General features: G+C 62.7%; 12 protein-coding genes and 1 pseudogene. 11 read left to right on the top strand and 2 right to left on the bottom strand.

Features of this window, described 5'->3' with window-relative positions; genetic code table 11:
• Nucleotides 1-63 precede the first annotated feature (63 nt).
• The 5 genes from OC450_RS05175 to OC450_RS05195 all read left to right on the top strand — a co-directional run bounded on the left by OC450_RS05175 (nt 64) and on the right by OC450_RS05195 (nt 9,745).
• Nucleotides 64-2,181, top strand: a complete 2,118-nt coding sequence (locus tag OC450_RS05175; protein WP_262047329.1) for a ParB/RepB/Spo0J family partition protein — start codon at nt 64-66, stop codon at nt 2,179-2,181.
• Nucleotides 2,182-2,361: 180 nt separating this feature from the next.
• Complete coding sequence (locus OC450_RS05180) at nt 2,362-6,681, top strand: strawberry notch family protein (protein ID WP_262047330.1); 4,320 nt, start codon at nt 2,362-2,364, stop codon at nt 6,679-6,681.
• Nucleotides 6,681-7,742, top strand: coding sequence for a toprim domain-containing protein (locus OC450_RS05185; protein WP_262047331.1), 1,062 nt, complete (start codon nt 6,681-6,683; stop codon nt 7,740-7,742). The genes OC450_RS05180 and OC450_RS05185 overlap by 1 nt, the downstream gene beginning before the upstream one ends.
• 330 nt (nt 7,743-8,072) lie before the next feature.
• Nucleotides 8,073-9,002, top strand: a complete 930-nt coding sequence (locus OC450_RS05190) for a DUF2493 domain-containing protein (protein WP_262047332.1) — start codon at nt 8,073-8,075, stop codon at nt 9,000-9,002.
• 209 nt (nt 9,003-9,211) lie between these two features.
• Nucleotides 9,212-9,745 (top strand): hypothetical protein, encoded by a 534-nt coding sequence (locus OC450_RS05195; protein WP_262047333.1) that lies wholly within the window; start codon nt 9,212-9,214, stop codon nt 9,743-9,745.
• A 25-nt stretch (nt 9,746-9,770) separates the two neighbouring features.
• Here the strand turns inward: OC450_RS05195 and OC450_RS05200 are convergent.
• Nucleotides 9,771-9,857, bottom strand: a pseudogene (locus OC450_RS05200) (DUF736 family protein); the annotation flags it as partial.
• Between the two features lie 433 nt (nt 9,858-10,290).
• Here OC450_RS05200 and OC450_RS05205 point away from each other — a divergent pair.
• Nucleotides 10,291-10,614: a DUF736 domain-containing protein gene (locus OC450_RS05205; RefSeq protein WP_071910666.1), complete on the top strand. Its 324-nt coding sequence runs from the start codon at nt 10,291-10,293 to the stop codon at nt 10,612-10,614.
• Between the two features lie 114 nt (nt 10,615-10,728).
• Here the strand turns inward: OC450_RS05205 and OC450_RS05210 are convergent, their stop codons facing one another.
• On the bottom strand, nt 10,729-10,980 hold the full coding sequence (locus OC450_RS05210) for a helix-turn-helix domain-containing protein (RefSeq protein ID WP_262047334.1): 252 nt from the start codon (nt 10,978-10,980) through the stop codon (nt 10,729-10,731).
• A gap of 145 nt (nt 10,981-11,125) precedes the next feature.
• On the opposite strand from OC450_RS05210, the gene OC450_RS05215 reads away from it, so the two are divergent.
• From OC450_RS05215 to OC450_RS05235, 5 genes are all read left to right on the top strand, one after another.
• The gene (locus tag OC450_RS05215) at nt 11,126-11,404 is read left to right on the top strand and encodes a DUF2285 domain-containing protein (protein WP_262047558.1); all 279 of its coding nucleotides are present in this window, start codon (nt 11,126-11,128) and stop codon (nt 11,402-11,404) included.
• 162 nt (nt 11,405-11,566) lie between these two features.
• Nucleotides 11,567-11,761 carry a transcriptional regulator domain-containing protein gene (locus OC450_RS05220; RefSeq protein WP_262047335.1) on the top strand — a complete coding sequence of 65 codons (195 nt, stop codon included), beginning with the start codon at nt 11,567-11,569 and terminating at the stop codon, nt 11,759-11,761.
• Nucleotides 11,762-11,819: 58 nt separating this feature from the next.
• A complete protein-coding gene (locus OC450_RS05225; protein WP_262047336.1) occupies nt 11,820-12,341 on the top strand; it encodes a DUF2285 domain-containing protein in 522 nt (173 codons plus the stop codon).
• Nucleotides 12,342-12,473: 132 nt separating this feature from the next.
• Complete coding sequence (locus OC450_RS05230; protein WP_262047337.1) at nt 12,474-12,758, top strand: helix-turn-helix transcriptional regulator; 285 nt, start codon at nt 12,474-12,476, stop codon at nt 12,756-12,758.
• 21 nt (nt 12,759-12,779) lie between these two features.
• Nucleotides 12,780-13,661 (top strand): replication initiator protein A, encoded by an 882-nt coding sequence (locus tag OC450_RS05235; RefSeq protein WP_262047559.1) that lies wholly within the window; start codon nt 12,780-12,782, stop codon nt 13,659-13,661.
• Nucleotides 13,662-13,697: the final 36 nt, after the last annotated feature.

Below are 13,697 nucleotides of genomic sequence, written 5' to 3' on the forward strand. Positions count from 1 at the left end.
TTGCCTGTGACGGGTAGGAGGTCGAGAGAGAGTCTTTCGGCCGCCCGTCGTGGAGAAACCGACATGGCAAGCGCCGTTCAGAAAATTAAACTCAGTCCCTCCCGCGATATTCCCTTCAACAAGCTAGTCTTGAGTCAGTCCAACGTCCGCCGCGTGAAGGCTGGCGTCTCGATCGAGCAATTGGCGGAGAGCATCGCTCAGCGCACGCTGTTACAAAGCCTGAGCGTCCGTGCGGTCGCCGATGCCGACGGCCAGGAGACTGGCATGTTCGAGGTGCCGGCTGGTGGACGCCGCTACCGCGCGCTTGAACTGCTGGTCAAGCAGAAGCGTATGGCGAGGACGCAACCTGTCCCCTGCGTTATCAGGAATGGCGGCATCGCCGAGGACGATTCCCTCGCGGAGAATGACGAGCGGGTCGGCCTGCACCCGCTGGATCAGTTCCGCGCGTTCAAGGTGTTGCATGACGGTGGCATGAGTGAAGAGGATATCGCCGCGCGGCACTTCGTCCCGCCAGCGATCGTCAAGCAGCGCCTGCGTCTGGCATCGGTGTCGCCGAAGTTGCACGATGTCTATGCCGAAGATGGCATGACGCTCGAGCAGTTGATGGCCTTTTCCGTCACGGCCGACCAGGCGCGTCAGGAGCAGGTCTGGGATAATGCCAGCAGATCCGGCAACGACGAGCCATATCAGATCCGGCGGATGCTGACGGAGAATACCGTGCGCGCTTCCGACCGGCGCGCCCAGTTCGTCGGACTTGACGCTTACGAGCAGGCCGGCGGCACCGTTTTGCGGGACCTTTTCGAGCACGATGACGGCGGCTGGCTTCAAGATGTCCCTTTGCTCGACCGCCTCGTGACAGAAAGGCTCAAGGCCGAAGCCGAGACCATTGCCGCCGAGGGTTGGAAGTGGATTTCCGTGGCCGTCGATTTCCCCTACGGCCATGCGACAGGCCTGCGCGAACTGGAGGGCAAACCTCTCGACCTCTCCCCTCAGGAGCAGGTCACCATTGACGCGCTGAACGCCGAACTGGCCAAGCTTGAATCCGAATACCAGGATGCCGACGAATTGCCCGACGACGTCGATCAGCGTCTCGGCGAGATCGAAGCTGCACTGACGGCGCTCGAGGACAGGCCCGTGCTCTACGATCCGACCGAGATCGTCCGAGCTGGCGTCTTCGTCAGCATCGATTCCGAGGGACGCCTTTCCGTGGACCGGGGTTACGTCCGGGCAGAGGACGACAAGCCGGCAACCAATCCTGATGTCGGGCAGGCCACCGATCCGTTGTCGACCGAAGGGCAAGAGGCAAGCACTTCCGTCCAGCGCACGGTGATCGCAGTCGCCGGTCACCCGGTCGATGCCGAAGAAGATGAAGACGATGCGGCCAAACCTCTGCCGGATCGGCTCATCACCGAGCTGACGGCGCATCGCACGCTGGCATTGCGGGATGCACTGGCGGAAAATCCCCCCATCGCGTTCCAGGCCGTATTGCACAACTTCGTACTGACCGCTTTTTATCGGTTCGCGTCTTCTGGAAGCTCTCTTGAGATCGGACTTCGTACGCCGACCTTTCCCGCTCAAGCCGCCGGCCTGCGGGAGAGCGCGTCTGCGAAGGCCGTCGAGGCGCGGCATGAGTCCTGGAAAGCACGATTGCCGAAGGGCGAAAGCGATCTTTGGGATGCGCTCAAAGCTCTCGACGGTGCCGCTCAGGCGTCCCTGTTCGCTCACTGTGCCTCATTTGCGGTCAACGCTCTCTACGAGCCAGCCAACCGCTACAATCAGGGCCGTGTCTCCGCGCACTTCGTCCGTACGCGTCTCGACCAGGCCAATGTGCTGGCGCGCGCGGTCGGGCTCGACATGGTGCTAGCCGGCTGGCGGCCGACCGCCGACAACTATCTCGGCCGGGTCACCAAGCCCCGCATTCTGGAGGCGGTTCGGGAAGCCAAGGGCGAGTTGTCGGCGCAACTGATCGACCACCTGAAGAAGGCTGACATGGCCAAGGAGGCTGAGCGGCTTCTCGATGGCTCGGGCTGGTTGCCAGAGCCGCTGCGTTCCGTCGACTCCAGCACGTCGTCGGTGGAGCAGGAGGGTGAGACGGGCCCGCTGCCCGAATTCCTCGCCGACGACGAGGATCAGGAGAACGCAAGCGACGATGACCCGCAACAGCTCGACGCGGCTGAGTGACACAGAGCGAGATGGCTCCGGCCGTCTCGCAGTTGCTTGGGGACCGGTGTGCAGCACCGGTCCCCATTCTTATGGACGAGCGCTGAGAGGGAGAGTCGGGCCGGCAAGGGTTTGAGCCGTCGGGTCTAGAGAGAGCGCCTGATGGTTCGACCCGTTCCTGCTCTCTCGAGAAATCCTGTCATGACCGAATCTCTTGCCGGCAGCGCTGCCGCCGCGCCGCTCTCGATGCGTGCCACTGCTACTCTCACCTCCGCGGCCCTCAGGGCCGCCCGACAGCTGTTGACTGATCTCGAACGCGGCCGTCGCATCGATGCCGCTGTCCTGCGTGGCGCCATGGAGGCTGCCTTCGGCGCCTCGGACGCGACCGGCGCCTGGAACTGGAAGACCGCCTATGACGTCTGCGAGGCGGCAACCGTTCTATTTCTTCGCAAGTTCGGTCCGGCCATGCGCGCCAAGGCTGGCTCGGCGGCCTCGATGCTGCCAATGCTCGCTAAAATCGCGAACTGTCTGCCGACCCATACGCGGCGTTCCGAAGACAGTCAGGCGTTCCAGCAATTCTCAACGCCGATCCCGCTTGGGCTGACCGCATGCACCGCAGCCGGTATTACGCCAGCAGACCGGGTTCTGGAGCCATCCGCGGGGACCGGCTTGCTCGCCATCCTTGCCGAGCTCGCCGGCGGCTCTCTGATGTTGAACGAGTTGGCTGAAGGCCGCGCGGCGCTGCTGGATCATTTGTTCGCCAACGTTGAGGTCACGCGGTTCGACGCCGCGCAGATCGATGATCATCTCGGCGCGAGGGTCGTACCGAGCGTGGTTCTAATGAACGCGCCGTTCTCCGCGGTAGCGAATGTCGATCGACGGATGGCGGACACCGCTTTCCGCCACATCGCTTCGGCGCTCGCGCGTCTTTGCGATGGTGGACGCCTCGTCGCCATCGCTGGCGCGGGCCTTGCGCCGGATAACCCGGCGTGGACCGATGCCTTTGCTCGCCTCCAGGAGCGCGGACGGGTCGTGTTTTCTGCCGCCATCGACGGTGCCGTCTACGCCAAGCACGGCACTCAGACGGACACGCGGCTGCTCGTCATCGATAAGTTACCCGCCGACGATCCGAAGGTTTTTCCCGCCTCGCAAGGCATGGCCGGCGATGTCGCCACCTTGCTCAATTGGGTAACCCTGCATGTGCCGCCGAGGCTGCCCGTCGCCGCGCCGGTCGTGGCCGACGCCACTAGGCGCCCTGCAATGTCCCGATCGGCTGGCGCCGCTGCACCACGGGCATCGTTCATTTCAGGAGGCGCAGCGCCAGAAGGCATCGAACTCACGTACGAGACGGTCGAATGGTCGCCGCCGGAGGGCGCCCGCCTCACCGATGCGTTGTATGAAGAATACGGATTGCAGTCGATCCATATTCCCGGATCGTACGCTCATCCGACCAAGCTCGTGCAGTCGGCGGCGATGGCCTCCGTTGCACCACCGAAACCGTCCTACCGTCCGCATGTGCCCTCAAGTCTGGTGGCAGATGGAGTTCTGTCAGACGCCCAGATCGAGAGCATCATCTATGCTGGCGAGGCGCATTCCGAATTTCTCGCGGGCTCCTGGAACGTCGATGCGACCTTTGATTTTGTGGCCGCCGCGCGCGACGACGCAGAGAATGCCGTCCGCTTTCGGCGCGGCTGGTTTTTGGGCGATGGCACTGGCGCGGGCAAGGGACGGCAGGTCGCCGGGATCCTGCTCGACAATTGGCTTAAGGGTCGCCGCCGTGCGGTCTGGATCAGCAAATCCGACAAGCTGATCGAAGATGCGCAGCGCGACTGGTCCGCGCTCGGCATGGAGCGACTGCTCGTTACGCCTCTATCCCGGTTTCGCCAGGGCACGCCGGTCCGGCTTTCGGAAGGCGTCCTATTTACCACCTACGCCACGCTACGCACCGACGAGCGTGGCGAAAAGCTTTCGCGTGTCAGGCAGATCGTTGAATGGTTGGGCTCCGACTTCGACGGAGTGATCGTCTTCGACGAGAGCCATGCCATGCAGAACGCGGTCGGCGGCAAGGGCGAACGCGGTGACCAGGCGGCCTCCCAGCAGGGGCGCGCAGGCCTGAGGCTCCAGCACGCCTTGCCGAACGCTCGCGTGGTTTACGTGTCGGCGACGGGCGCCACCACCGTCCACAACCTCGCTTATGCGCAACGCCTCGGTCTTTGGGGCGGCGCCGATTTCCCGTTCGGCACACGTGCCGAGTTCGTCGAGGCAATCGAGGAGGGTGGAGTCGCGGCGATGGAGGTGCTGGCGCGTGACCTCAAAGCGTTCGGTCTCTACGCTGCCCGTTCATTGTCCTATGAGGGCGTCGAGTACGAGCTCGTTGAACACCAGCTTACGCCGGAGCAGGTTCGCATCTACGACGCCTATGCAAATGCGTTCAGCATCATCCATAATAACCTCGACGCGGCGATGCGGGCCGCCAACATCACCGGCGAAACCGGAACGCTGAACGGCCAGGCAAAGTCCGCGGCCCGATCCGCCTTCGAGAGCGCCAAACAGCGCTTCTTCGGTCATCTGCCGACCTCGATGAAGACGCCGTCGCTCGTCCGGTCGATCGACCGCGATCTCGACGCCGGCCATGCCGCTGTCATCCAGATTGTCTCAACGGGCGAAGCGCTGATGGAGCGCCGGCTCGCCGAGATCCCGACCGAAGACTGGGGCGACGTCCAGGTCGACATCACCCCGCGCGAGTATGTGCTCGACTATCTCGCCCATTCCTTCCCGGTCCAACTCTACGAACCGTTCACGGACTCGGAGGGGAACCTCTGCTCTCGGCCCGTTTATCGCGATGGCCAGCCGGTTGAGAGCCGGGAGGCCGTCTCACGGCGCGGCCGCCTCATAGAGAAACTCGCCTCGCTGCCTCCGGTACCCGGCGCGCTGGATCAAATCGTGCAGCGCTTCGGCACCGACATGGTCGCCGAAGTGACTGGCCGCTCGCGCCGTATCATTCGCAAGGGCGACCGGCTGATCGTCGAAAACCGCGCCGGGTCGGCAAACCTCGCCGAGACGTCGGCCTTTATGGACGATGTCAAGCGCATCCTCGTGTTCTCCGACGCGGGCGGCACGGGGCGGAGCTACCATGCTGAACTGTCGGCTCGGAATCGGCGTTTGCGGGTTCATTACCTGCTCGAGCCCGGTTGGAAGGCGGATGCCGCGATCCAGGGGCTCGGCCGGACAAACCGGACCAACCAGGCGCAGGCGCCGCTGTTTCGGCCCATCACGACCGATGTGAAGGCCGAAAAGCGCTTCCTCAGCACCATCGCGCGTCGGCTCGACACATTGGGGGCCATTACGCGCGGCCAGCGCCAGACCGGAGGGCAGGGCCTGTTTCGGCCCGAGGACAATCTCGAAAGCCAGTATGGACGCGACGCGTTGCGTCAACTCTACACGTTGCTCGTCCGAGGCAAGGTCGACGGATGCTCGCTCGAACGGTTCGAGGATGCCACCGGCCTGAAGCTGACAGATGCCAATGGGCTCAGGGATGATCTGCCGCCAATCACGACATTCCTGAACAGGTTGTTGGCGCTCACCATCGACCTGCAGAATGTCCTCTTCACCGCCTTCGAGCAGCTCTTGACCGCTCGGATCGAGGGCGCGGTCGCATCCGGCACCTACGACGTCGGGCTGGAAACGCTCCGCGCCCAGAGCTTTATAGTCGCCGACCGGAGGACAATCCATGTCCATCCGCGCACGGGCGCCGAGACACAGCTGCTCAGCATCACGCAGCGCCAGCGCAACCATCCTGTCGGTTTGGATGACGCCCTTGCTCGTCTTTCCAATCATGCAGTCCTGCTGATCAACGAACGCTCGGGACGGGCCGCCGTGCAGGTTCCGGCCCCGAGCATCATGCTCGACGACGGCGAGATTGAGCGTCGCGTCCGCCTGATCCGGCCTATGAAGCAGCACCAGGTTCCCTTGGACTTGATGGTGGAGAACCATTGGCTTGAAGCGGATCGCGAACGTTTTGCCGCGGCTTGGGTGGCGGAGCTTGCCGAGGTCCCTGAGTTCACGGAAAGCACGATCCACGTCGTGGCCGGCTTGCTGTTACCCATTTGGAAACGATTGCCGAATGAATCGACCCGCGTCTATCGGCTCCAGACCGATACGGGCGAGCGCATCATCGGCCGCAAGGTTTCTGCCGCGTGGGTCGCAAACGTCCTTGCGGCGGCCGCGCCTCGTCTGACGCCGGACGCTGCCTTTGCCGCGCTGATGGAGGGACGGACCGTCATCGACCTCGCGGAGGGGCTCCAGCTTCGCCGCGTCCGGGTGATGGGCGCATGTCGCATCGAACTGTCGGGATTCAACGACACGATGCGCGATCGCCTCCGCGCTTACGGCCTCTTTGGAGAGATCATATCCTGGAAGCTGCGGATGTTCGTGCCCACGGACGCAAGCGGCGTCGGGATTCTGACAAAGGTGCTCGACACCTATCCGGTTGCGCGCGTCAGTGAGCGGGAGGCCGCGTGATGGCCCCCGACGCCTCCGAACTGGCACGCCGCCTCGCGCGCGAGGCCGAGGCAGTGTGCCGATATTATCTCTCCAATGGCAAGCGGGCGGGGCGGTACTGGGTGGTCGGCGACGTCCACAACACGCCGGGCCGCTCGATGTTCGTGCGGCTCCAGGAATCGCCTAAGGGCCCCGCCGGCAAGTGGACTGACGCTGCGACCGGCGAGCATGGCGACCTCCTCGACATCATCCGCGAATGCCGGGGTTTGCGCGCCTTCAGCGAGGTCACCGAGGAAGCGAGGCGGTTTCTGAAGCTGCCTCGTCCTGAGCCGCAGCGGATATCGAAACCCGTTCGTACGGTGGCGCCGGTCGGATCGCAGGAAGCCGCCCGTCGGCTCTTTGCGATATCCAGCCCGATCGAGGGGACGGTGGTCGAAACGTATTTGCAGCGTCGCGGAATAGCCCGCATCCATCATGGTGGCAGCCTGCGTTTCCACCCTCGTTGCTACTACCGACCGGACGAGCATTTGCCGACCGAAACCTGGCCGGCGATGATAGCTAGCGTCACGGACCTCGATGGGCGGATCTCCGGCGTGCACCGCACTTGGCTCGACCCAGACGGCTTTGATCGCGTGCGGCTCGGGAAGGCTCCGATTGATACTCCACGACGGGCTATGGGCGACTTGCTCGGCAATGCCGTTCGGTTCGGCGCGGTGGACGACGTGCTCGCTGCCGGCGAGGGTCTCGAGACTATGCTGTCGCTGCGTTACGTGCTGCCGACGTTGCCGATGGCAGCCGCGCTTTCGGCCAATCACCTTGCAGCCATGATGCTGCCGTCTGGCCTGCGTCGGCTCTATATCGCCCGTGACGCTGATGCCGCCGGAAATGCCGTGCAGGCTACTCTTACTCAGCGTGCAGAAGCCGTCGGCGTTGAAGCGATCGCGTTGTCGCCCCGGCTGGGCGATTTCAACGAAGACCTGCACATCTTCGGTCACGAGACCCTCAGAACAGCGTTGCGGCTTCAACTCGTCCCAGAGGACGTCGTCCGCTTCATGCATTCGTCAACGGTAGCCGCAGAATAGGCCGATGCTTCGATCGCCGTTGATAGGTCGGTCATAACGAGGCCATTGCCGAAAGGAAACGCGACCTCGGCCTTCTAGAGGGCGATCGGACGGCAAGCAGACCGGGCCGGCAATGGCTACGCCCGGCTATTTTCCGCCGCGCGCCGGCGATGAGAAGACACATCATCTATCTGGCCGGCGCGCTTTGCATCGCGAACCAAAATAGCCGGCCTCCGCCATCCTCCGCTGCCGCTTCGGCCCTCCCGGGTTCTGGCCCATTCCGCCCGCCGTCTGAGTGATCGCCACGAAGGCCGCGATGGGCGCGGCCGATCCGGCAAAGGAACTCCTCAAATGACCGACCACGACGACATCGAACCGCCGCACGCCTCTTCTCCGACTGATCACGTCCTTACCGAACTACAACTGTTCGGCTACCGCCCCTTCGACAACCAGCCTGATCCACGGCCGCTTCCCGAGGGCAACATCATTACCGGCGCCGTCGCCGACATCTTCGATGCCCTGGTCGCGACGTTGAGCGACACGCGGCTCGAGCCAGATCTTGACGATCTGCTCTGGTCGACCGTCAATCTGTTCTATCGTGCCGTCGACCGCATCGAACGCCACCTCGACGATAACGAACAGGCGCAGCAGAAGAGCCAGCGCGAGCAGAACGGCTCCGAAGTTCGATCGGTCGAACTCGAGCGCCTGACGGCCGAAGGCATCACACTGATCGAGCGCCGCAACTGCCTCGAGGTCTTCCGAGACCAGGCCATCGAGCGCTTTGAGATCCACACCGGCTCAACCTGGCGCCCCCGATCGGGATCGCTGGTAAACCACCGCACCCTAACCGCTGCGATGATCGACTCTCGCGACTTCATCGCAGCCAAGCGTCGCGCCGAGACTGAAGTCATGTTGCCACCGGGACCAAAGATCGCACTCACGGGTGGGCTCGACTTCAACGACCATCACCTCATCTGGGACCGCCTCGACAAGGTTCACTCCAAGCATCCAGACATGGTGCTGCTCCACGGCGGCTCCCCGAAAGGGGCCGAACTGATCGCCTCCAAATGGGCGACCAACCGCAAAGTGCCTCAGATCGCCTTCAAGCCTGACTGGACGAAGCACGCCAAGGCGGCGCCGTTCAAGCGCAATGACGTCATGCTCGAACTCCTTCCGATCGGAGTCATGCACTTCCCGGGTACGGGAATTCAGGACAACCTCGCCGACAAGGCGAAGCGGCTCGGCATCCGCGTCTGGAAATTCGGCAATGGTGGCGCGTAAGCGCCGCCTCGCTACGTAATGCCGCCTTACGAAGAGGGCGGAAGCTGTCTCGAAGGCCGGCAACGGCGACCCGTCGGCCGCACCGTTCATTGTCGCCTTCTATCTCAATAGCGACCGGACTGCTCTCCTGCGTTGCTTGTTCATGCCTGAAACCTGACCGTAAAGGGATTCCAAATACCGGCGGGATCGGTTATTCCTCGGACCGCGCCGTGGTGGTGGTGGAAGGCGCAACCCTCGCAACATTTGTCACGGGGACCATCACCATGCTCATCATTGGCGTTCTTCTCAGTATCGTCGGGCTCGGCATCTTCTGCTGGGCACTATTCGCGCTCGCGACCTACGCATTGCCACTCTTTGTCGGCATGACCGTGGGGATCTATTCATTGCAAGCGGGAGCAGGCCTGTTCGGCGCCGCCGTTACAGGCGTCGTTGCGGCCGGTTTCACATTCGCGATCGGGCGGTACGCCTTCTCCGTCGCGCGCTCTCCGATCGTGCGCCTGGTCATTGGGCTACTATTCGCGGTTCCGGCGGCACGCGCCGGCTATAGTGTGACGCTTGCCTTTGCACACCTCGGCATTCCCTCAGAAGGGTGGCGGGAGTTGTTCGCCGCGCTTGGTGCCATCGCAGTTGGGGGCGTCGCTTGGGCGAACGTGTCGATGCAGATCGACCCCGCTCCTAGCCCGGGCGCTGCACTCAACCCTATCCAGCCACCGAATGGTGTGCCGACGACCAGGGGCGGGTGACTGCGGGCGCCTGTAGTTTCTCTCGGTTGGCGTAGATCGGAGCGTTGAAGCTCGGATCATCCAGCTTGACCGAGAGATAATCGCGGCCCTCATTGGAGCGCTTCGATTGAGCCGGGTGATCTCGTCGGCAGACTTCTCCCGCGGTTGCCGGCGGGTACGCTGGCTTCTGTCGGCTCGGAGACAATTAGCCGCCTTTCTGCACGCCAGGTTTCCTTTTCCTTCGCCGGGAATGCGGCGCTTCTTGTGTGAGCCGCTCGCTCGCTGGCACCTCTGCTGAATGCAGTTCAGCGCACGCGAGCACCTGGCCTCTCATTGGCTTGATCTGGCCGAAGGCCGGCTGCGCCTCGATCGCCTAAACCGCAACGCCGGCGGTGAGACTTTCTTCCCCTGGGCTTCGCCCATTCCTCGCGAGGCAAGAAAGTCTCACCGCCGCCATCCTCCGCTACGCTGCGGCCCAAGCGGGTGCGGCGTCGATCGCATTCGGCTTTCAGATCGCCATCGAGGCCGCGGTGGTCGCGGGCTCGGAAACAGCAAGGAGAAGTGACATGGCTAACATCGGCTCATTCAAGAAGTCCGGTCAGGAGTTCCAGGGCGAGATCGTCACGTTGAGCCTCCAAACCAAGGGCGTCCGCATCGTTCCCGAGACCGACCGGACTAACGACAACGCCCCGAGCCACCGGGTCTACGTCGGTCGCGCCGAGATCGGGGCCGCCTGGCCGAAGCGCTCCAATGAGGGCCGCGATTATCTCTCGGTCAAGCTGGACGATCCGAGCTTCAACGCTCCGATCTACGCCAACCTCTTCGACGACGAAGACGCCGAGACCTACACCCTGATCTGGTCCCGCAGCCGCAAGCCGAACGGCGACTGAGGTTTGCTCACCACAAAGCCCCGTCCGCTCCGGCGGGCGGGGCTTCCCACGAACGAAGCGCATCTGAGTGAGGACGCCTAACCGCCAGATCGGGCCGCTCGGCCTTCGGATCAGCTATTCAGCCTGCCCACGGTTCCTTCGCTTGCCGCTAGATGCGGGCGGGCGTGTTAAAAGGTCGGCTGCTTCGACTCCCAAACTGCGCGCCAATCGATCGACCACGTCGATGCCCGCCGCATAGACGCTTCGTTCGAGCGCGCTGATATAGGTTCGGTCGATTTCCGCTCGGTGGGCTAATTCCTCCTGTGACAAGCCGCGGGCTTGTCTCAGCTTTCGCAAATTGATTGCAAGTATCTCGCGTATGTCCATACGCGAGAGGGCAAGCTCTTGAAGAGTATTTCACCACGGAGTATTCTCGACAAAACACGTTCAAAGAAACCCTGTGACGAAATTATTTACGCTTCCCCTTCCGGCCGGCGTGTTAGAAATTGTCAAATCTAAGGCCTGGAATTTCATGACGAAGCCGCCGCTTGATCCCGATGTTGCTGATGCCGCGCCCGCCGGTCCGGCGCTGACAGGCTATGACGAGCAGCACGTTGTGACGTACATGCGCCTTCTCGCTGCCGAGTCGGAGGGGGCCGACTGGAGAGAAGTTACGCGGGTCGTGTTGCATCTTAATCCTGACCGCGAACCAGTTCGGGCACGCAATGCGTTTGATAGCCATCTGGCCCGCGCCAAATGGATGACGGAGCATGGCTATCGCCATTTGTTACGCGGCGGCGCGATCAAATAGAAAAATCAGTCACGCGAACTTTCATTTGAGAAAAGGAATTTTCTTCGGTGCTGTGATCACTTTGAAGCATCGCACGCGATGCTCAATTTGGGACTTCCTGCAACCTCCTGGATGAGAATTTATTGCTCCGCAATCTTCGATATGTTGTGTGGGATCAGAGCAATGCCTGAATTCGACTGGCGATCACCGGAGTCGTATAAACGCGTACAAGATGCCGAAATCACTGCCATCGCCTGGGAATACCTTCGTCGCAATCCGGACTATCGGCGTGACTACGAGGAAATGACCAGGGCCGGACGCATCCACGATGTGACAGCCGGATTCAGGAGGAGATGGGGCCTCTGCTTTCGCCCATGATCCGCAAAGGTCCTTCCACGAACAGACGATCTTCTGGGCACCTGAGGCCCTGCCGACGGTGGTGCAGGTCGGTCGGCCCCCATCGTCTTCGAATGTTGACGGCATAGGCCAGTCGCTTGTCGATCTGACAGCGGGCGATCTGCGCCGGGCGTCCGACGGTTGGCATGCGGTTCTGCGCATTCGTGGAGCTGAGCATCGCCTGTGGCTGATGGAGCCGCCGGCGATGAGCGTGTCGTATGCGGCGGTGCTGCCGCTGGACTCCGACTTCGAAGTTCGCACGCATGCTGCCCGTCGGCTGTGGCGGGCCATCAATGGGCGTGCACTCGGTCCAACATTTCACGAACTATCTCCCCAACGCCGTGAACGTTTGATTTTGGCGGTCCGTGCGCTCGATGGGCGCATGGACGGCGGTACTTATCGTGCGGTCGCCGAAGCGCTGTTCAGCAAAAGACGCATCCCCGAGCGTGCCTGGAAAACGCACGACCTGCGCAACCGGACCATCCGTCTCGTGCAGAGCGGCTTGGCGCTGATGCGCGGCGGCTATCGCGAGTTGCTGCGCTACAGGCGCAAACAGAAGTAACGCTGATTTCGCGGGGTATCGCAAACGGCCCCCCTGATCATCGGCATCCCCCTTCGCGGCCTTGCTCCGCCATCCTGACCACCGACGCGCAACGGTTCTCTCTGACGCGCGGTGGTATCACGGAGGCTTCAAATGCCCGATCTTATGGCCGGCCTGCCGCCGCGCTTTCTACGCACCCCTGAGGCCGCGCGATTCTTGGGTCTCTCCGGCCGAACGCTGGAAAAACACCGCACCTACGGCACTGGTCCAACCTACCGGAAGATCGGTGGTCGCGTCGTGTATGCGCTCGACGATCTGCAGGCCTGGGCCGATCGCGGCGCCAAAACGTCAACGTCCGATCCGGGGAAGGGCACCGTGCTGCCCGCCAAGAAACACGAGGCGGTGCTGCGTCCGTATGCCGGTCAAGAACGACGCTGATTGTCACGGGAGCGCGTCGTGATGAGGCATCGGCATAAATCGGAGCGCGAACAGCTCGATCTCTTTCGCGCGTTGCCTGGCGATCTCGCACCGCGCGATGCGCAGGATCTGATGGCCTATCCGTTCTTTTCGCTCGCAAAATCCAGGCGTGTCGTACCGATCGATTTTCGCGCGGGAACCATCACTATTCGTGTCGAGGCCGTGCCGGAACACGGCATGGCGACTATCTGGGATGCGGACGTCCTGATCTGGGCCGCGTCACAGATCGTCGAAGCACGTGACGCCGGCTTGAAGACGTCGCGCCTGATGGCTGCAACTCCTTACGAGATTTTGACTTTCGTGGGCCGCGGCACCGGTGCACGTGACTATGACCGCCTGAAGGCTGGTCTTGACAGACTTCAGTCAACGACCGTGCAGACGTCGATCCGTCAGCCGGCAGAACGGCGGCGGCATCGCTTCTCCTGGATCAACGAGTGGAAGGAGACCGCCGATGCAAACGGTCGTCCGTTTGGGATCGAGCTGATCCTGCCGGATTGGTTCTACGCTGGCGTCATCGATGAAGCGCTCGTGCTGACGATCGATCGCGCCTATTTCGATCTGACGGGCGGGCTTGAGCGGTGGCTTTATCGTCTTGTGCGCAAGCACGGCGGTCGGCAGGACGGCGGCTGGAGCTTTGACCTTGTGCACCTCCATGCCAAGTCCGGCATCCTCTCTCCGCTCAAGCATTTTGCGTACGACGTTCGTCAGATCGTCCAACGCCAAACATTGCCCGGCTATCAGCTCGTGCTCACGCGCGACCCGAACGGCACGGAGCGGCTGAACTTCGCGCCTACGGCTGTTGATCCCTTAACGGCACGCTTGCGCCGCCGCGGTCTCGTTCCAAATTCGGAGGACACCCTGTGAATCAGCTCGTGCTATCGGGGACCGCAACCCTCGTGC

Source organism: Bradyrhizobium sp. Bra78 (assembly GCF_024519855.1).
Taxonomy (GTDB): domain Bacteria; phylum Pseudomonadota; class Alphaproteobacteria; order Rhizobiales; family Xanthobacteraceae; genus Bradyrhizobium; species Bradyrhizobium japonicum_G.